Source organism: Pseudomonas sp. AC255 (assembly GCF_979258175.1).
This window is the reverse complement of sequence record NZ_OZ409841.1, coordinates 4,947,415-4,965,530: the sequence shown is the minus strand read 5'-3', so window position 1 is coordinate 4,965,530 and position 18,116 is coordinate 4,947,415. Positions and strand designations below refer to the sequence as shown.

17 protein-coding genes and 1 pseudogene are annotated in these 18,116 nt (G+C 60.2%); 12 read left to right on the top strand and 6 right to left on the bottom strand.

Going from position 1 to position 18,116, the window contains the following annotated elements; genetic code table 11:
* The first annotated feature begins 243 nt into the window (after positions 1-243).
* From hisB to ACZZ0K_RS22335, 6 genes are all read left to right on the top strand, one after another.
* Positions 244-837, top strand: a complete 594-nt coding sequence (hisB, locus tag ACZZ0K_RS22360; RefSeq protein WP_016772125.1) for an imidazoleglycerol-phosphate dehydratase HisB — start codon at positions 244-246, stop codon at positions 835-837.
* Positions 837-1,475 carry an imidazole glycerol phosphate synthase subunit HisH gene (gene hisH, locus ACZZ0K_RS22355; protein ID WP_056787225.1) on the top strand — a complete coding sequence of 213 codons (639 nt, stop codon included), beginning with the start codon at positions 837-839 and terminating at the stop codon, positions 1,473-1,475. Before hisB ends, hisH begins: the two co-directional genes overlap by 1 nt.
* On the top strand, positions 1,476-1,736 hold the full coding sequence (locus ACZZ0K_RS22350; RefSeq protein WP_056787227.1) for a DUF2164 domain-containing protein: 261 nt from the start codon (positions 1,476-1,478) through the stop codon (positions 1,734-1,736).
* Positions 1,737-1,778: 42 nt separating this feature from the next.
* Positions 1,779-2,516 (top strand): 1-(5-phosphoribosyl)-5-[(5-phosphoribosylamino)methylideneamino]imidazole-4-carboxamide isomerase, encoded by a 738-nt coding sequence (hisA, locus tag ACZZ0K_RS22345; RefSeq protein ID WP_056787231.1) that lies wholly within the window; start codon positions 1,779-1,781, stop codon positions 2,514-2,516.
* Positions 2,517-2,525: 9 nt separating this feature from the next.
* The gene (gene hisF, locus ACZZ0K_RS22340; protein ID WP_016772122.1) at positions 2,526-3,296 is read left to right on the top strand and encodes an imidazole glycerol phosphate synthase subunit HisF; all 771 of its coding nucleotides are present in this window, start codon (positions 2,526-2,528) and stop codon (positions 3,294-3,296) included.
* Positions 3,297-3,369: 73 nt separating this feature from the next.
* Entirely contained in the window at positions 3,370-4,125 is a 756-nt protein-coding gene (locus ACZZ0K_RS22335; protein ID WP_130929050.1) for a substrate-binding periplasmic protein, read from the top strand.
* Here ACZZ0K_RS22335 and ACZZ0K_RS22330 read toward each other — a convergent pair.
* The 5 genes and pseudogenes from ACZZ0K_RS22330 to gpmI all read right to left on the bottom strand — a co-directional run bounded on the left by ACZZ0K_RS22330 (position 4,106) and on the right by gpmI (position 10,789).
* The gene (locus ACZZ0K_RS22330) at positions 4,106-5,479 is read right to left on the bottom strand and encodes a Vps62-related protein (RefSeq protein WP_258707466.1); all 1,374 of its coding nucleotides are present in this window, start codon (positions 5,477-5,479) and stop codon (positions 4,106-4,108) included. The genes ACZZ0K_RS22335 and ACZZ0K_RS22330 overlap by 20 nt on opposite strands.
* A gap of 114 nt (positions 5,480-5,593) precedes the next feature.
* On the bottom strand, positions 5,594-6,370 hold the full coding sequence (locus ACZZ0K_RS22325; RefSeq protein WP_463559353.1) for a divergent polysaccharide deacetylase family protein: 777 nt from the start codon (positions 6,368-6,370) through the stop codon (positions 5,594-5,596).
* Positions 6,371-6,372: 2 nt separating this feature from the next.
* Complete coding sequence (locus ACZZ0K_RS22320) at positions 6,373-7,692, bottom strand: S41 family peptidase (protein WP_039756590.1); 1,320 nt, start codon at positions 7,690-7,692, stop codon at positions 6,373-6,375.
* Positions 7,693-7,723: 31 nt separating this feature from the next.
* Positions 7,724-9,005 (bottom strand): annotated as a pseudogene (locus ACZZ0K_RS22315) (murein hydrolase activator EnvC family protein).
* 254 nt (positions 9,006-9,259) lie between these two features.
* Entirely contained in the window at positions 9,260-10,789 is a 1,530-nt protein-coding gene (gpmI, locus tag ACZZ0K_RS22310) for a 2,3-bisphosphoglycerate-independent phosphoglycerate mutase (RefSeq protein WP_463559351.1), read from the bottom strand.
* Positions 10,790-10,942: 153 nt separating this feature from the next.
* On the opposite strand from gpmI, the gene ACZZ0K_RS22305 reads away from it, so the two are divergent.
* From ACZZ0K_RS22305 to secB, 3 genes are read left to right on the top strand one after another with little or no spacing between them, the layout of a single operon-like run.
* Positions 10,943-11,356 (top strand): rhodanese-like domain-containing protein, encoded by a 414-nt coding sequence (locus ACZZ0K_RS22305; protein WP_016772116.1) that lies wholly within the window; start codon positions 10,943-10,945, stop codon positions 11,354-11,356.
* 1 nt (position 11,357) lies between these two features.
* On the top strand, positions 11,358-11,612 hold the full coding sequence (grxC, locus tag ACZZ0K_RS22300) for a glutaredoxin 3 (protein ID WP_016772115.1): 255 nt from the start codon (positions 11,358-11,360) through the stop codon (positions 11,610-11,612).
* Between the two features lie 57 nt (positions 11,613-11,669).
* Positions 11,670-12,155 carry a protein-export chaperone SecB gene (gene secB, locus ACZZ0K_RS22295; protein WP_016772114.1) on the top strand — a complete coding sequence of 162 codons (486 nt, stop codon included), beginning with the start codon at positions 11,670-11,672 and terminating at the stop codon, positions 12,153-12,155.
* A 95-nt stretch (positions 12,156-12,250) separates the two neighbouring features.
* Here secB and ACZZ0K_RS22290 read toward each other — a convergent pair whose 3' ends face one another.
* Positions 12,251-12,706 carry a tRNA (cytidine(34)-2'-O)-methyltransferase gene (locus tag ACZZ0K_RS22290; protein WP_016772113.1) on the bottom strand — a complete coding sequence of 152 codons (456 nt, stop codon included), beginning with the start codon at positions 12,704-12,706 and terminating at the stop codon, positions 12,251-12,253.
* Between ACZZ0K_RS22290 and ACZZ0K_RS22285 the strand changes: the two genes are divergently transcribed.
* The 3 genes from ACZZ0K_RS22285 to ACZZ0K_RS22275 all read left to right on the top strand — a co-directional run bounded on the left by ACZZ0K_RS22285 (position 12,705) and on the right by ACZZ0K_RS22275 (position 17,907).
* Entirely contained in the window at positions 12,705-13,145 is a 441-nt protein-coding gene (locus ACZZ0K_RS22285) for a hypothetical protein (protein ID WP_150741749.1), read from the top strand. The genes ACZZ0K_RS22290 and ACZZ0K_RS22285 overlap by 2 nt on opposite strands.
* Positions 13,146-13,331: 186 nt before the next feature.
* Positions 13,332-15,323, top strand: a complete 1,992-nt coding sequence (locus ACZZ0K_RS22280) for a leucine-rich repeat domain-containing protein (RefSeq protein WP_463559349.1) — start codon at positions 13,332-13,334, stop codon at positions 15,321-15,323.
* A 118-nt stretch (positions 15,324-15,441) separates the two neighbouring features.
* A complete protein-coding gene (locus tag ACZZ0K_RS22275) occupies positions 15,442-17,907 on the top strand; it encodes a leucine-rich repeat domain-containing protein (protein WP_463559348.1) in 2,466 nt (821 codons plus the stop codon).
* The last annotated feature ends 209 nt before the right edge of the window (positions 17,908-18,116 follow it).

Sequence of the window (18,116 nt, the reverse complement as noted above, 5' to 3'; positions counted from 1 at the left end):
GGAGCGAGCCTGCTCGCGAAGACGGAGCACCAGTCGACATCCATGTTGGCTGGCGTACCGCATTCGCGAGCAGGCTCGCTCCCACATTTGTTTATGGCATGCCTGTACTGGCTTGTATGGACATGTCTACCCGCGACAGCCGGGCGTTCTATCCGTCAGGCATCTCACCTCTCGTGTTTCTGTTTGCCTCCTGCGTGCCTATAATGGCTGCCTTTTTCGCCCAATGATTTTGCGGAGCTGGTGATGGCCGAACGTAAGGCGTCTGTCGAGCGCGACACTCTGGAAACCCAGATCAAAGCCTCGATCAACCTTGATGGCACCGGAAAGGCCCGATTCGATATCGGTGTACCTTTTCTTGAGCACATGCTGGATCAGATTGCCCGTCACGGGTTGATCGACCTGGATATCGAATGCAAGGGCGATCTGCATATCGACGACCACCATACGGTGGAAGACGTCGGTATCACCCTCGGCCAGGCGTTCGCCAAAGCCATCGGCGACAAGAAAGGCATCCGTCGCTACGGCCATGCCTACGTGCCGCTCGATGAAGCGCTGTCGCGCGTGGTGATCGATTTCTCCGGTCGCCCGGGCCTGCAGATGCACGTGCCGTACACCCGCGCCACCGTCGGCGGTTTCGACGTTGACCTGTTCCAGGAATTCTTCCAGGGCTTCGTCAATCACGCGCTGGTCAGCGTGCACATCGATAACCTGCGCGGCACCAACACTCACCACCAGATCGAAACCGTGTTCAAGGCTTTCGGCCGCGCGCTGCGCATGGCTGTCGAGCTGGACGAGCGCATGGCCGGGCAAATGCCGTCGACTAAAGGCGTTCTGTAATGCAGACGGTTGCAGTTATCGACTACGGCATGGGCAATCTGCACTCGGTGGCCAAGGCTCTTGAGCACGTCGGCGCCGGCAAGGTGCTGATTACCAGCGACGCGAACGTGATTCGAGAAGCCGACCGTGTGGTATTCCCGGGTGTTGGCGCGATTCGCGATTGCATGGCGGAGATCCGTCGCCTCGGCTTCGACTCGCTGGTCCGTGAGGTCAGCCAGGATCGGCCGTTCCTCGGCATCTGCGTCGGCATGCAAGCCTTGCTCGATACCAGCGAAGAGAACGCCGGCGTCGACTGCATCGGCCTGTTTCCGGGCGCGGTGAAATTCTTCGGCAAGGATCTGCACGAAGACGGCGAGCACCTCAAAGTCCCGCACATGGGCTGGAACGAGGTAAAGCAGAAGATCAGTCACCCGCTGTGGCACGACATCCCCGACCTGGCGCGTTTCTATTTCGTGCACAGCTACTACATCGCCGCCGCCAATGCGCGTCAGGTTGTAGGCAGCGGCCATTACGGTGTCGATTTCGCCGCAGCGCTGGCCGACGGTTCGCGTTTCGCCGTGCAGTTCCACCCGGAGAAAAGCCATACCCACGGCTTGCAACTGCTGCAGAACTTCGCTGCGTGGGACGGTCGCTGGTAAATGGCTGTCAAGAAATCCAGACCGCCGATCCTGACCCTCACTCCCGAGCAGGAGAGCGAGGCCAATCGCAAGATCCAGCGGTTCATGGAAGACCGTTTCGAACTGGATCTGGGTTCGTTCGAGGCGGCGGAAATTCTTGAGCTGTTTACCCGCGAGATTGCTCCGCACTATTACAACAGGGCGATTTTCGATGTGCAGACCCACCTCAAGGAACGGTTTGAAAGCATCGAAAGCGACCTGTGGGCGCTCGAGAAAAACTGATTCCCGAGCCAAGCTGAACATTCCAATTTTAAGGTTTGCCAGATGCTGATTATTCCCGCTATCGATCTCAAAGACGGTGCCTGCGTACGTCTGCGCCAGGGCCGCATGGAAGATTCCACGGTGTTCTCCGATGACCCGGTGAGCATGGCTGCCAAGTGGGTGGAGGGCGGTTGCCGCCGTCTGCATCTGGTCGACCTGAACGGCGCGTTCGAAGGCCAGCCGGTCAACGGCGAAGTGGTTACCGCAATCGCCAAGCGTTACCCGACCCTGCCGATCCAGATCGGTGGTGGCATCCGTTCGCTGGAAACCATCGAGCATTACGTCAAGGCGGGCGTGAGCTACGTGATCATCGGCACCAAAGCCGTTAAGGATCCGGCGTTCGTTGCTGAAGCCTGCCGTGCGTTCCCAGGCAAGATCATCGTGGGTCTGGATGCCAAAGACGGTTTCGTCGCCACCGACGGCTGGGCGGAAATCAGCACCGTGCAGGTCATTGACCTGGCCAAGCAGTTCGAGGCTGACGGCGTATCCTCGATCGTTTATACCGACATCGCCAAAGACGGCATGATGCAGGGCTGCAACGTACCGTTCACCGCTGCGCTGGCCGCTGCCACCAGGATTCCGGTGATCGCTTCCGGCGGCATCCATAACCTGGGTGACATCAAGTCGCTGCTCGACGCCAAGGCACCGGGCATCATCGGCGCGATTACCGGCCGGGCGATCTATGAGGGCACTCTCGATGTCGCCGAAGCGCAAGCTTTCTGCGATTCGTACCAAGGCTGAGGACTGACCATGGCGCTGGCCAAACGCATCATCCCTTGCCTGGACGTGGACAACGGCCGGGTCGTCAAAGGCGTGAAGTTCGAGAATATCCGCGACGCCGGTGACCCGGTGGAAATTGCTCGTCGCTACGACGAGCAGGGCGCCGACGAGATTACCTTTCTCGACATCACCGCCAGCGTCGATGGCCGTGACACCACGCTGCATACCGTCGAGCGCATGGCCAGCCAGGTATTCATCCCGCTGACCGTCGGCGGTGGCGTGCGTACCGTGCAAGACATCCGCAATCTGCTCAATGCCGGCGCGGACAAGGTGTCGATCAACACCGCCGCCGTGTTCAACCCCGAGTTCGTCGGCGAGGCCGCGCAGCATTTCGGCTCGCAGTGCATCGTCGTTGCCATCGACGCCAAGAAAGTTTCCGGTCCCGGCGAAACCCCGCGCTGGGAAATCTTCACCCACGGCGGGCGCAAGCCGACCGGTCTCGACGCAGTCGAGTGGGCGAAGAAAATGGAAGGCCTCGGTGCCGGCGAGATCCTCCTGACCAGCATGGATCAGGACGGCATGAAAAACGGTTTCGACCTCGGCGTGACCCGCGCCATCAGCGACGCGCTGGGCATTCCGGTGATCGCTTCCGGTGGTGTCGGCAATCTGCAGCATCTGGCCGATGGCATTCTCGAAGGTCATGCCAGTGCGGTGCTGGCGGCGAGTATTTTCCACTTCGGCGAATACACCGTGCAGGAAGCCAAGGCCTACATGTCGCATCGCGGCATCGTCATGCGCTAAAGCGTACAGGCCAGTGGACAGCATGGCGCGCCCAAGGCACTCTTGGGCACGCCATGGATTCCGGTAGCCCGACATGATCAAACGCCTGCTTGTTGTTCTCGCCAGCGCCTCGTTGTTGTTCATCAGCAATGCCCGGGCCGAAACCAGTCCCGACACCGATCTGGTGCTGCTCACCGAGAACTTCCCGCCGTACAACATGGCGAAGAACGGCAAGAATTTCGCCCAGGGCGACAACATCAACGGCATTGCCACGGACATCGTTCGCGAGATGTTCCAGCGCGCCGGCCTCACTTACAGCCTGACCCTGCGTTTCCCCTGGGAGCGTGTCTACAAACTCGCCCTGGAGAATCCCGGCTACGGGGCCTTCGTCATGGCGCGCCTGCCCGATCGCGAAAGACTGTTCAAATGGGTCGGCCCAATCGGCCCGGACGACTGGATCCTGCTGGCCAAGGCTGACAGCAAGATCACCCTCGAAACCCTCAATGATGCGCGCAAATACAAGATCGGCGCCTACAAGGGCGATGCGATTGCCGAGACGCTCACCAAGCAAGGCCTCAAACCGGTAGTAGTGCTGCGCGATCAGGACAACGCAAAAAAACTGCTCAATGGCCAGATCGATCTGTGGGCCACGGGTGATCCTGCCGGCCGTTATCTGGCGCGGCAGGATGGCGTGACCGGCCTGAAGACCGTGCTGCGCTTCAACAGCGCCGAGTTATATCTGGCGCTGAACAAGGACGTCTCCGATGAGGTGGTCAACAGGCTACAGACCGCGCTGGATCAGTTGCGCAAGGAAGGCGTGGTCGATGAAATCATGGCGCGCTATCTGTAACGGCTGACTCCTCGGGCTCTGGCAGGGAGGTGCTGATTTCGCCCTCGGTCGCAGGCGCAAGCACAGTCTGATCTTCGACCGCCTCTGGCTCCGACGCGACGATGGTTGCAGGCTCGGTGGGTGCGTACTGGCTGATGTGCAGGCTATTGCCATCGGTGTAGATGAAACCATCCGTCACTGCCGTGCCGTCCGCGCGCACCAGTCTGTATTCGCTCTGGGCCAGGTAGGCGGCCACTGAGCGGTTTTTGTCCACCACCGCAACCACTTCGATGGTCGCTGTATTGAGCCATTCATTCGAATGCAGTTCGCATTGGGTGAAATCGTGGCCCAGCCGTGCGGAAAACATCAACGCGCCGTGCTGACGGGTTTGCCATTGCGCCCCGAATTCGATGCAAGTGGTTTGAGTGAAAGTACGCAAGCCGCCAGTACGCTGGGCGCGCTGCGCATTCCACCTGAATATCTGGCTGTCGTTGCCACTGTTGCGTGCGTGACCGACGAGGATGTAGCGATCCTTGCGTTCAAGCAGATAGAAGGGCGAGTGACGCCATTGCTCAGCGGCGGTGTAACGCGGATCGTTGACCGTGAACCAGGGGAGGCTGGCGGTGTAAGTCGCATCGTCCGTTGGCTCTACAGGTGTTGGCGTCTCGCCGCAGAGCACCGGTGGCGATGGGCGTGTAGACATCTGCAGGCCGATCTGCAAGCGCAAGCAGTAGACCGGGAAACTGGCCGGTCGGGTGTAGTCACTCAAGCTGAAAAAACTGCCCGATGCCAAGTAGACTTCGCCCGGCAAAGCGGCTGGAGGAACGGCGCTCCAGGTGCTGACGCGCTGTCGGGCCTTGCTGCCCTTGTCGTCCCAGATCAGATCGGTGGTATTCGACGCGATCACCAGGTCTTCGCGAACGCAGCGCACCGCGTTGAGCGAAGGTTTTTCATGATCGTTCGAGCACACCGACCCCAGCGCTACGTAGCCTGCGGGAGCTAGCGGTCGCCAGATCGACAGATCTCGTTTCGAGCCTGATCCGGAGTCCTTCCAGACCAGCTCGTAATCATCGGGACGTCGCAGTGCCCTGCCTTTGGTGGGGTCAGTGCTGGCAATGTCTGCCTCACAAACAACCGCGACCACGCGTTCGCCGTTGATGTTGCCAACGCCTCTGGTGACGAAGTCGCCCAAGGGGAAATAACCGGGCAGCGCGTCGGGAGCCGGAGTCGGGCGCCAGAACGACGCGGGTCTGGCCGACAAACCGTTGGTATCCCAGATGCGCAGAAATTCTGTTGTGAAGTTGATCAGCAGGTTATCGATGCGGATCGGTTCAGTCCGCCCAACGGGCGGGATAATCGGGGCGTTGTTTGTCATGGGCACTCCTGATAGTTGCAAGCGACTCAAAGGAGTCGCGACCTGTTGCAGGTCTCACTATCCGGAAGGGGAGGGGCGTTCGGTGGTAACTATGTATTGCAACGTGACCGGGTGTTACCGGTAAACGCCATCCTTGCCATGGCCAGCCATGGCGCGGTTGCTGCGCACGCTGATCATCTGCCTGATATCGATCCAGTCGATGCCCTGCGCTTTGAGCTTGGGTAATTCGCGCTCGAGCACCGCCAGGGTCTGCGGATACGGATGGCCGATCATCACCGCTGAACCCTGTTTGTGCGCCAAGGCGATCGCGGTCTGCAACTGAGTGGCAATGGCCGCTTCGGTGCGCTCATCATCAAGAAACACATCACGGGAAACGCTGGCCAGGTCGATCTTCTGCGCCTGCTGCGCAGCGACCGTTTGAGCGCTGGTGCGGCTGTCGACGAAGAACTTGTGCCGACGCTGCAATTCGCCCATCAACCACGCCATCGCCGCAGGCTGCGCGGTCATGCGGCTGCCCATGTGATTGTTGATGCCGGCAGTGAACGGGACTTTTTCAAACGCGGCATTCAGGCGTTTCTGCAGCTCTTCAATGGGCAGTTCGGGGCGCCAGGCGTACGGCCCGGTGGCCGGGTCCATGGGCATGTGCAGGATGACGATCTTGCCGGCGCGATGGGCTTCGCGGGCAAATTCGGTGGCGTGGGGGGTATCGGGCATGATCGCCGCCGTGACCGGGCCGGGCAGGGCGAGCACGCGACGATCCCGGGGCAGGTTCTGCCCCAGGTCATCGATGATCAGTGTCAGGTAGGCCTTGTGCGGCGAGGAACTGGCGGGCTCTGCTTGGGCAAGACCCGCCAGACAGCACAACAGAACGCAGAGGGAACGCAACAACATCCTCAGCGGCCGGACGTGATGCTCAGGCCTTTGAGCAGGCTCAGGGCCTGGGCCAACTGGTAATCGTCATCCTGCGGCATCGCTTTCGCCTTGCCGCCGGAGCCGCTCGGTTTGTCGGCGCCGCCGTTGCCGTTGCCCAAGTGACCTTGCAGATCGGCTTCCTTGAAGTATTCGCTGTCCGCTTCGTTGGTGATCTTCGCGCGGCGCACTTCGATGTCCGGCACGATGCCCTGAGCCTGGATCGAGCGGCCGTTCGGCGTGAAATACAGCGCGGTGGTGATCTTCAGCGCGCGGTCGTTGTTCAGCGGCAGCACGGTCTGCACCGAGCCCTTGCCGAAACTGGTGGTGCCCATGACCACGGCACGTTTCTGGTCCTGCAGGGCGCCGGCGACGATCTCCGAAGCCGAGGCACTGCCACCGTTGATCAGCACGACCATCGGTACCGCTTCGCTCTCGTCCTTGCCGGTGGCGGAGAAGCGCAACTCGGAGTTGGCAATGCGGCCCTTGGTGTAGACGATCAGACCTTTGGTGATGAAATGGTCGACCACTTCCACCGCCGATTGCAGCACACCACCCGGGTTGTTGCGCAGGTCGAGGATGATGCCGTTGAGCTTCTTGCCGTTGTCCTTGCGCAGTTTGGCCAGAGCCTTGGAGACTTCTTCGCCGGTCTTGACCTGGAACTGGGTGATGCGGATATAGCCGTAGCCCGATTCCAGCAGCTGCGCCTTGACGCTCTTGACCTGAATCACTGCACGGGCCAGGGTCACGTCGAACGGCGTGCCGCCATCGCGAACCAGGGTCAGGGTGATTTTCTGGCCGATCTTGCCGCGCATCTTGTCGACGGCTTCGGTCATGGTCTGGCCACGGGTTGGCTGGCCGTTGATCTTGACGATGAAGTCACCGGCCTGGATGCCCGCCTTCGACGCTGGCGTGTCATCAATCGGCGAGACGACCTTGATGAAGCCATCTTCGGCGCCGACTTCGATGCCCAGACCGCCGAATTCACCGCTGGTGCTTTCCTGCAGCTCGGTGAAATCTTCCGGGCCGAGGTAGGCCGAATGCGGATCGAGGTTGCTGAGCATGCCCTTGATCGCGTTTTCCAGCAGGGTCTTGTCGTCCACAGGCTCGACGTACGCGGCTTTGATCCGGTCCATGACCTCGGCGAAGGTGCGCAGCTCTTCCAGTGGCAACGGCGCCTTGGCGGTCGCGGCAGTGCCTGCCGGAGCGACGGTCGGGGCCGGTTGCGCGGCGAACGCCAGAGGCGCGCCGATCACCAGGGCGATCGTCAGGGCCAGCGAGGTAAGGCGGGACAAATGCAGCATGTCGAACGAACTCCTGAATTAGGTGGTGCGCTTATCCTTGCGCACGGCACCATTGCGCCGGATCACTCGGGTGACCCTGCTGACGAATTGCGAAATACAGCGCTGGCGTGTCCTGACCGCCACTGTTACCGACAGTGGAAATCGACTCGCCCGCCTTGACCACATCACCCGCCGACTTGAGCAGCGTCTGGTTGTGGCCGTAAAGACTCAGAAAACCGTTGCCATGATCGAGGATCACCAGCAAACCGGCACCGCGCAGCCAATCGGCGAACACCACGCGCCCGCCATGTACGGCATGCACCTGACTGCCGGCGGAGGCGCTGATCATCACGCCATCCCACTTGGTGCGGGCGTCGTCGCCACGGCTTTCACCGAAGCGTGCGAGTAATCGACCATCAACCGGCCACGGAAGTTTTCCCCGCGTTGCAGCAAAAGGCCCGCCAAACGTTTCGCCGCTGCTCGATACCAGCGCGCCGGGGCTTGATCTGGCGGGTTTTCGTGGGGCGTCGCTGTTTTCAGCCTGCGCCTCACGCAAACGCTTTTTCCGCTTCCTGCTGGGCGATCAGCGCTTTCTGCCGCGCTTCTTCTGCCTCACGAGCCTGACGGGCCAGGGTTTCTTCAATGGTTTTAAGGACTTTAGACAGGTCTGCCTGATCCTGCTCGCGGGCGGCGAGTTTCTGGTCGCGGGCCTTGACGTCGTCATTGAGTCTGGCGAGAACCTGCTGGCGCTCCTTGCGGACTTTCTCGAGTGCTTCGCGCTGCGTGTCGAGGTCGCTTTTCTGCACCAGCAACTGCGCTTGCTGCAGACCGATGTCTTTTTCGACATTGGCCAGTTGGCGCAGGGTTTCGTTGAAGTTCTTCAACTGCTCCAGGCGTGCCTGGCTCAGGTAGTCGTAATAGGTGAGGGTGCGGGCGAATTTCTCGGGATTCTGCTGGTTGAGCAGCAGCTTGAGGTATTCCTGGCGGCCGTTCTGGTACGCCGCTCGGGCCTGAATGGCGATCAGTCGCTGCTGTTCAGTGCGCGCGCTCTGGAGTTTTTTCTCTGCATCGAGCCGCTGCAGCTCGGATTCGCTTTTCTGCAGTTCTTTCTGCAGCGCGTCGACCTGCTTCTGCAGCTTGCCCATCTCGGTTTCAGTGCCCTTGAGCTCTTTCTGCACGCCGGACTTTTCTTCCTGCAGCTTGCCCAGAAGCTTTTTCAGCTCGGCGATATCCTGACGCGTGGCGTCCAACTGCTGTTGGGTTTGCGCGCGCTCGTCGGCGAAGGCCGGCTGGAGCAGACAGGTCAGAGCAAGGGCGATCAGGACGCGAAGCATAGGGGCGGGCGGCACCAGGGTAAGGGACGGCCTAGTATGCCCGCCCGAGGCTGCAAAAAAAACGCCCAATTGGGGCTGTGTGATAACTGGCTGGAGATACAGCTGAAAATAATCTTCGAAACCAGCACAAACCACTGTGGGAGCTGGCTTGCCAGCGATGGCGGCTGCACATTCAACATAAATGCTGGCTGTCAGCTTGCTATCGCTGGCAAGCCAGCTCCCACAGGGTTTTTGCGGTGTTTTCCGGATTCGGCTCAGACCAGAATCGAAGTCCCGGTCATCTCCGCCGGTTTTTCCAGACCCAACAGCATCAGCATGGTCGGTGCCACGTCCGCCAGCACGCCGCCTTCGCGCACTTTCAGGTCGCGTTTGCCGACGTAGATGAACGGCACCGGCTCGGTGGTGTGTGCGGTGTGCGCCTGGTGGGTTTCTTCATCGGCCATTTTTTCGACGTTGCCGTGGTCGGCAGTGATCAAAGCTTCGCCGCCGACCTTTTCCAGCGCATCGACGATGCGACCGACGCAGGTGTCGAGGCACTCGACCGCTTTGACCGCTGCATCGAACACACCGCTGTGGCCGACCATGTCGCCGTTGGCGTAGTTGACCACGATCACGTCGTAGCGCTGGTTTTCGATGGCGTCGACGATACGGTCGGTGACTTCCGGCGCGCTCATTTCCGGCTGCAAGTCGTAGGTGGCGACTTTCGGCGACGGGATCAGGATGCGCTCTTCGCCCGGGAACGGTTCTTCACGACCGCCGGAGAAGAAGAAGGTCACGTGAGCGTACTTCTCGGTTTCAGCGATGCGCAGCTGGGTCTTGCCGTTTTTTGCCAGGTAATCACCAAGAACGTTTTCCAGGCTGCCGGCGGCGAAGGCCGACGGTGCCGGAATACTTGCGGCGTACTGGGTAAGCATGACGAAACCGGCCAGTTTCGGCTGACGGGCGCGCGCGAATTCCTTGAAATCGTCTTCGACGAACACCCGGGTCAGCTCGCGGGCGCGGTCGGCACGGAAGTTCATGAACACCACGGCATCGCCGTCTTCGACTTTGACCGGCTCACCGATGGAAGTGGCTTTGACGAATTCGTCGCTTTCGCCACGGGCGTAGGCGGCTTCGAGACCTTCCTGAGCGGTGGCGGCGTTGAATTCGCCGTTGCCGTCGACGATCAGGTTGTAGGCCTGGGCGACGCGATCCCAACGGTTGTCACGGTCCATGGCGTAATAGCGGCCGATGATGCTGGCGATCCGGCCTTTGCCCAATGCCTGGAACGTCGCGTCGAGCAGTTCGATCGACGAGACAGCGCTTTTCGGCGGCGTGTCGCGGCCATCGAGGAAGGCGTGCAGATAGATTTTTTCGGCGCCGCGCTTGAAGGCCAGTTCGGCCATGGCGATCAGGTGATCCTGGTGGCTGTGCACGCCGCCATCGGACAGCAGGCCCATGAAGTGCACGGCTTTTCCGGCGGCCACGGCTTTATCGACAGCGGCGCAGATGGTCGGGTTTTCGAAGAATTCGCCGTCGCGGATCGCTTTGGTCACACGGGTGAAGTCCTGATACACCACGCGCCCGGCGCCGAGGTTCATGTGGCCGACTTCGGAGTTGCCCATCTGGCCGTCCGGCAGACCGACGTCCATGCCGCTGCCCGAGATCAAGCCGTTCGGCACGGTGGCCCACAGACGATCCAGCACAGGTTTCTTCGCCGCGAACACGGCATTGGATTCGGGGCTGTCGCTGTGACCGAAGCCGTCGAGAATCATCAGGACCAAAGGTTTGGGCGTAGTCGTCATGGAATCCACTCGTGGCTGATAAAGAAGAGGGCGATGGAAAACGGAGTTGGAGTTTAAAGCGAAGTTCCGACCGCGTCACCGCCGGACGGGGTTTGGCCGACCATAGTGGCTGTGTATACTGGCCGACATTTTAACGCCCTGGAACCTCCTTCGATGGTTGCTCACCTGATTGAATTTGCCACTAACCACTACATTCTTGTCGGTATCTTCGTCGTACTTCTGGCTCTGTTGCTGGCGCACACGATGCAGGGCGGCGGCAAGAGCCTGAGCACCGGCGAACTGACCGCACTGGTCAATAAAGACGCAGGCGTGGTGGTGGACATCCGTCCGGCCAAGGATTATGCCGCTGGCCACATCGTCGGCGCGGTGAACATCCCGCAAGACAAACTGGCCGCCCGCGTCGGCGAGCTGGAAAAACACAAGGCCAAGACCATCATTCTGGTCGATGCCCTCGGCCAGACCGCCGGCACCCACGCCCGCGAACTGATGAAGTCCGGCTTCACCGCCGCCAAGCTGTCCGGCGGGATTTCCAGCTGGAAAGGCGACAACCTGCCGCTGGTGAAATGACATGAGCGAAGTCATCGTCTACTCCAGCGATTACTGCCCTTACTGCTCGCGCGCCAAGCATCTGCTCGCCAGCAAAGGCGTGGCCTTCGAAGAGATCAAGGTCGATGGCAAGCCGCAGCTGCGTGCCGAAATGACCAAAAAGGCCGGGCGCACGTCCGTGCCGCAAATCTGGATCGGCGCAAAGCACATCGGCGGTTGTGATGATTTATACGCCCTGGAGCGCGCCGGCAAACTCGACGCGCTGCTCAAGGGCTGAACGGCTGCACCCACGTACAGCACTCCCTAAAAGACCCAAGATCGATAAGGACCTGAGATGACTGACCAACAGAACACTGCAGCCAGCGAAGAAGAAACCGCACCGCAATTCTCCTTGCAGCGCATCTACGTACGCGACCTGTCCTTCGAAGCCCCGAAAAGCCCGGCGATCTTCCGCCAGCAGTGGGATCCGGCGGTCGGTCTGGATCTGAACACCCGCCAGAAAGCGCTGGAAGGCGATTTCTACGAAGTGGTGCTGACCCTTTCCGTCACCGTGAAAAACGGTGAAGAAGTGGCCTTCATCGCTGAAGTGCAACAGGCCGGTATCTTCCTGATCAAGAATCTGGACGCGGCTTCGATGAGCCACACCCTCGGTGCGTTCTGCCCGAACATCCTGTTCCCGTACGCCCGCGAAACCCTGGACAGCCTGGTCACCCGCGGTTCGTTCCCGGCGCTGATGCTGGCCCCGGTGAACTTCGACGCCCTGTACGCGCAAGAGCTGCAGCGCATGCAGGAAAGCGGCGAGACCCCGACCGTTCAATAAAGGCTCGGATACGCATCGCGGGCAAGCCCGCTCCCACAGGTTTGCACATTCCTGTGGGAGCGGGCTTGCCCGCGATTGTTTTGGTCAGGCGAAAACTATTTGAAGTCGTTCTGCCGCCACGCTTCGTATACGGCGACCGCCACGGTGTTGGACAGGTTCAGGCTGCGGCAGCCTTCGCGCATCGGCAGGCGCAGGCGCTGTTCGGCGGGCAGGGCGTCGAGCACGTCCGCCGGCAGGCCACGGCTTTCCGGGCCGAACAGAAACGCATCGCCGGGCACGAACGCGGCATCATGGAACGGCCGCGAACCCTTGGTGGTGAAAGCGAACACGCGCGGGTTACCCAGACTTTCCAGACAGCTGGCCAGGTCAGCGTGACGCTGCAACGTGGCATATTCGTGGTAGTCGAGACCGGCACGGCGCAGGCGCTTGTCGTCCATCTCGAAACCCAGTGGTTCGATCAAATGCAGGTGGCAGCCGCTGTTGGCGCACAGCCTGATAACGTTGCCGGTGTTCGGCGGAATTTCTGGTTGAAAAAGGATGACGTGAAACATGCACGGCTCCGAAGGTAAAGATGAGCGGCATTCTACGCCGCCTGTGGACAACCGTTCGAAACTATTCCCGCGAGTCATCGGCTCGCTGGCGATTGTCGGCTTGATGATCGGCTTGATGATTGGCCGTCTGACCACGCCCGATCCAAGCGTGCTGGAGCGTGTCGAGGTCACCGATGGCGGCCTGGTGGTGTGGTTCAACAACGAGCCGAAACTGCACGGCGAGATTATCGATGGCACCGTCGCGCTGCTGTTTCAGGCCGAAGGTCGACCGCAGAAAGGCCAGCTCAGGCTCAACGGCAAGGACGTCAACTGGCGCACGCGCAAAAGCGATGGAGGGTTATTGCTGACGGTGCTGGCAGCGCGCCCGTTGCAGGGCGACTGGGTTGGCAGCGAGATCGATGATCGTTGGCGGCTGGAGATCCGCTTGAGCGAGCCCTAGGGGCAAGTCCTCATCACTGGGCGCGCTCCGACACTGTTTGAGGTCGTTTCCCACTGCGGCCGTCTCCCTTTCCCATCTCCGTCCGATGCTCGTCCACGCTATCGTTTGCCCCTTCAAACGGCAGGATGCCGAAACCCGTCGTCCCCTTGCTCGACTGCATGGGACGTCTTTTTCAAGGATGAAAACATGCCAGTAAAACCCCCTCGCGGTGGCGGTACCCACGTGGACGTTCCGGACAGCCTGCATCGGGCTGCGGACGCCGACATTTCGCTCCACGGCCACCCGGGTCGCACAGGCGTCGATGTGAATTTTGCTTCGCATCATTTGCTGCCGCGCGCCGAATCATCCAGTGATGCGACCCTAGATGCCATACCCCCTGCCGCGGCCGTTGTGGTGCGCGCACTCGCAGAAGGTATTCGCCCTCCCGCCACCCAGCCTTCGCTGGACAATTACGTCACCAACGCCCGAGCGATACTTCCACAGGTCAACAGTGAGGGTTTGCGGGTGATCAGTCGGCGAACCTACGCAGACCTGGTCAACGGCGACCTGGTGCCTGTCGCAGTGGATCCTGCGACGGGTCTGTATCGAGCCCGGCGGCCAAGCGAGTTGCTCCCATCCGGCCCGGTGATGCTGCGCGATGTGGACAGCGGACTTTGGTATGCGCGTGAAGTCGCGGAACCAACTACCCGGGAGCAGATCCGCAAGTACCTGCCCGACACGACCGACGAGGACGCGGACGCCTTCATCACCCGGTTCGATGACAAGGACGGGGCAGAGCTTGAGCTCAAGCATATCGAGCTTGGGCTGGCGCAATTGGACTCGACGCGTTTTGACCTGCCGATCAGTCGAGGTCGCATTTCATCGGACAAGGAGTTACATGAGGCGCGGAATGTGTGGACGACGTTTCGCCAGCTGTATAGATGGCAAGGCCAGCCCGAACAGCGCGTCTACCGTGACGGGCGGCATGTGGGCTTCAAGCTGGAAATCGATCTGACGATATGGCCAGTTCAAAAACCGCTTTCCTTGAAATTCAGCTCAGTGGTTTCTCTGACTTTAAGAGGCCGTGGCCGGCTGGACCCGGACGTGTTTTGCGCACAGTTTCCCAATCTTGAAAGTCTGACCATTACCAGTCAGGCAATCGAAGTGGAAGGGCGGTTTCAAGGATGGAACGTGATCGAACGGGCTTATTCGAAATTCAGGCTGGATTCGCGCTTTGCCGAGCAATTGAAAAGATTCCCGCGTTTGCAAAGGCTGCACCTGCAGGACTGTGAACTAACGTCTGACTTTTCCGTACGAGGCCTTGCCAGGCTAAACGAGCTATGGCTTTGCAACACATTCGAGGCCCCGGTGAACAGCCTGGACATGCAGATCCGGCATCAGGAGCAAGTCACCTTTTTGCAAGTGGCAGCTGATATCAGAGGGATGACTGAACTGCGGGTGCTGGATCTGAGCCGCACCGGAATACACCTGCTGCCTTCCGGACTTGATGCCATCGACGTGGCGTCGACGCTGGAAGTGTTGAGACTGGGGGGCAATCCGCTTTCGACCAGCCCCTCACTCGAACACATGACCGCACTGCAGGAGCTGGATCTTTCCAATACACGATTGCAAAGATTTCCCGAGGGCATTACCGACAGGATTCCCGCAAGAGAACTGAATCTTGCGGACAATCACATCAGGTCGATCCCCGAATCCGTGGAGCTCAGAGCGGGCTTCAATCTCATCGGCAATCCGATAATGGACCCGGCCTCTTTACGGCGGTTGATACGAGCACGGGTAGAGACAGGCACCGATATCTGGCTTGGGCAGGAAAGCAGCGATGTAACTGCCGATCTCTGGCTACGCAATGTGCCACAGGAACAGATAGCGGAAAAACAAGCGCTGTGGGACAGGCATAACGCCGCAATGCCACTGGCAGTGACCGGCATTCTTCGTCGACTGAGTCGAACGCCCGAGTTTCACGTTGAACGCACGCTTCTGCAGCGGCGCGTGTGGTGGTTTCTGGAAATGTATGACAGCGCCGAAGTCAACGAGCGGGCCAGGCTCGACGCCATTCTTTATACGGAAACGAGTCCCGGGAGAATGCTGGACAGGCTGGAGAATGAAATCCGCAACTATGACGGAGGGCGACAGAGTCAGCCGCTGCATCCTTTGCCCAAGCGGCCCAGGTTCGAGTAACTCGCAGGAGTACGCAGTGCCGATGCAAAAGCGGCAAGCCTCGACCCGTCTGTAACAGCAATGCCACCCCCCATCGTCTCTGGGATAAATGCCAGGGACGACTTTCAAGGATGAAAACATGCCAGTAAAACCACCCCGCAGTGGCAGCACCCGCGTGGACACGGATGTTCACCCGGCCATGACCCGACGTCTGGACAAGGATTTCGCACTGGTGCGCACTCCCGATCTCAATGGCACCGCCCCCTGGGTTCGCGGCGATGATCCGAAGCTGCGGGGCAGCTTGCCGGGCGATGTTGTCGGCGCGGACAGGACCTTGCCGACGCCGATGGTCGAGGTTCGCGCTGCGCCGCACACCAATCCAAGTCCTCCCGTCATCGCCAGGTCGCTGGACAGTTACGCAATGCGATCACCGGCCGGACTGCCGGCAGCTGACGGTGACGGCTTCAGGCTGTACAAAAAACGTCAGTATGTGGATGTGTCTGGCGGCGGCATCGTTCTGGTAGGGGTGGATCCGGACAGCGGATTTTATCGCGCTCGACTCCCCAGCGAGTTGCTGCCCACCGGTCCATGGATGTTGCGGGATAGCCGCAGCGGCCTCTGGCATCCGCACAACGACTTCAACGCACGCACCGATCCTCTGACCGCTGCGGGTTTGCAGGGATTTCGCAGCGGGCTGGATCTCAGCGGCGTCGCCCCCGGCAGCGACGGCGTGGTACGTCACGCTGGCAAGCTCTACGTGGTCATTGATCAACAGGCGTATCAGGTTTTGCAGGATCTTGCTGCGTCTCGCCCGGAATACAAGGTCTGGCGTCTGGTTGATCCCAGTCATCCCGGCGCCACCGACAGCGCAAACATTTATCGCGCCAGCCTCGGCGGTGAGACGCTGGCCATTACCCGGAACGAGCGCAATACCTGGGTTTCCATCCTTCCTGGTTTACGCGGGGGCATGCAGCGCAATGAGGCTGCAGGTGCCAATCCGTTCAACTTTCATCGCCCCTGGCTCACTGACTCCGGCCCTTCACGGGGGCAAGCGGCGGTTGCAGACGCGACCACGCGGGCGCAGGTAAAACGCTATTTCGCCGACTCCACCGATCAGCATGCCGATGATTTCATTGCCCGATTTGCTGAGGCAGGTGCGGCTGAGGTGGAGCTCAAACGGCTACAGCTTGAGTTTCCTCAACTCAACCGTGAGGTCACTGCGTGGGAGACTGCCTACAGGGGTGACAGCAGTGCCGAGCGCATTCGGCGACTGGCAATAGGTGCCAGCGTGCGTCGATTGTTCAAGTGGCAGGGCGACAGTTCGGAAAAAGTCTACCGGGATGGCCGGCTGATCGGCTTCAGGTTGAAACTGGATTTGGGCGCGCGGGGGAATTTCGCCCTTCCGGTTTTTTCGACTCGACTCGGATCTGTTGTGTCTCTTGGCCTGGAGGGACGCACCTCTAGGAATCTGGGAGATCTGTTGTCGATGTTCCCGCGCATGGACACCTTGCAAACACGCAGAATCGACGGCCAGAAATTGCTTGCCCAACTCGACAAGCTCCCACAGTTGAGAGTCCTGGAAATTCGTGAAAGCAGTCTGTTGCTGTCGTCGACAGGCCTCGACCACTTCGCCACATTGACCGGGCTGGAAGAGTTGAGCCTGATCAACTGTGGTATCTGGCCCGATCTTTCAGTGCGAGGGATGACCGGGTTACGGGTATTGCGCGCACGTTCCTGTGGCTTGCTCCGTCTGCCTTTCGGATTGGATGAGGTGGCCGTGGCGTCACGGTTGCAGGTGCTTGATCTGTACCACAATCCCGAACTGCGACATCCGCCTGATGTGACCCAGATGTCCGAATTGCGAGTATTGGATCTGTCCCATACCCGCATATCCGCGCCGCCACCCGGGCTTGGCATGCAGAGCGGTCCTTCGCGACTCCAGGTCTTGAATTTATCCAGCACCCCACTCGCTGTGGCGCCGTCGCTCAGCGCAATGTCGGCATTGCTGGAGGTTGACCTGAGCCATACCGCGATAAAAACTTTCCCGGACGGCGTGAACTCCGAGGTTCCCCGAGCACGTCTGGATCTGAGTTATACCCGGATCGAATCAATCCCCGAAGCTGTTGAACTCAGGGAAGGTTTCAACCTTACCGGCACGTTGATTTCCGATCCTGTCTACTTTCGGCGGTTGATTGCTGCACGTCGGCAAACAGGTACGGACATCTGGTTGGGACGAGCTTCGAGCCATCTGGTCATAGACCACTGGATGCACAATGTTCCACAGGCGCAACGCGCCGCCCGGATTTCCCTCTGGGACTCGTTAATCGATCAGACGAATGTTGCCATGATGGGCAAAATCAGAGAGCTGGTCCGAACGCCTGAGTTTCAGGTTGAGCGGCCGCTTCTGCAGCGTCGGGTGTGGGCGTTTCTGGAACATTTCCAAAAGGCGAGTCTTGGTGAGCAAGACGCTTTGCGGGACATCGCGATAACGGAGTCCAGTCCCGGAAAAATGCTGGAAAGGCTCGAAGAGGAAATGACGAAGTTCGACTCAACCTGGCAGCACCAGCCCCCGCATCATTTGCCCAAGCGGCCGCGGCTTGCATAGGGGGTGCAAACCGCAGGCGGCACGATGCCGGCATCATCACCCCTGCACAAAAGCGCAGGCTGATGACGTTCGGCCTGCCCTGCCATTCCCACATTTGCTAGCGTCATTTCCCACCGGAGCCGTCTGTTTTTCCGCTGCGCGTCAACGTTTACGCAGGCTATCGTTGGCCTTCCCAGCTAACCGGCAGGATGCCGACCCCCCGCCTGAGC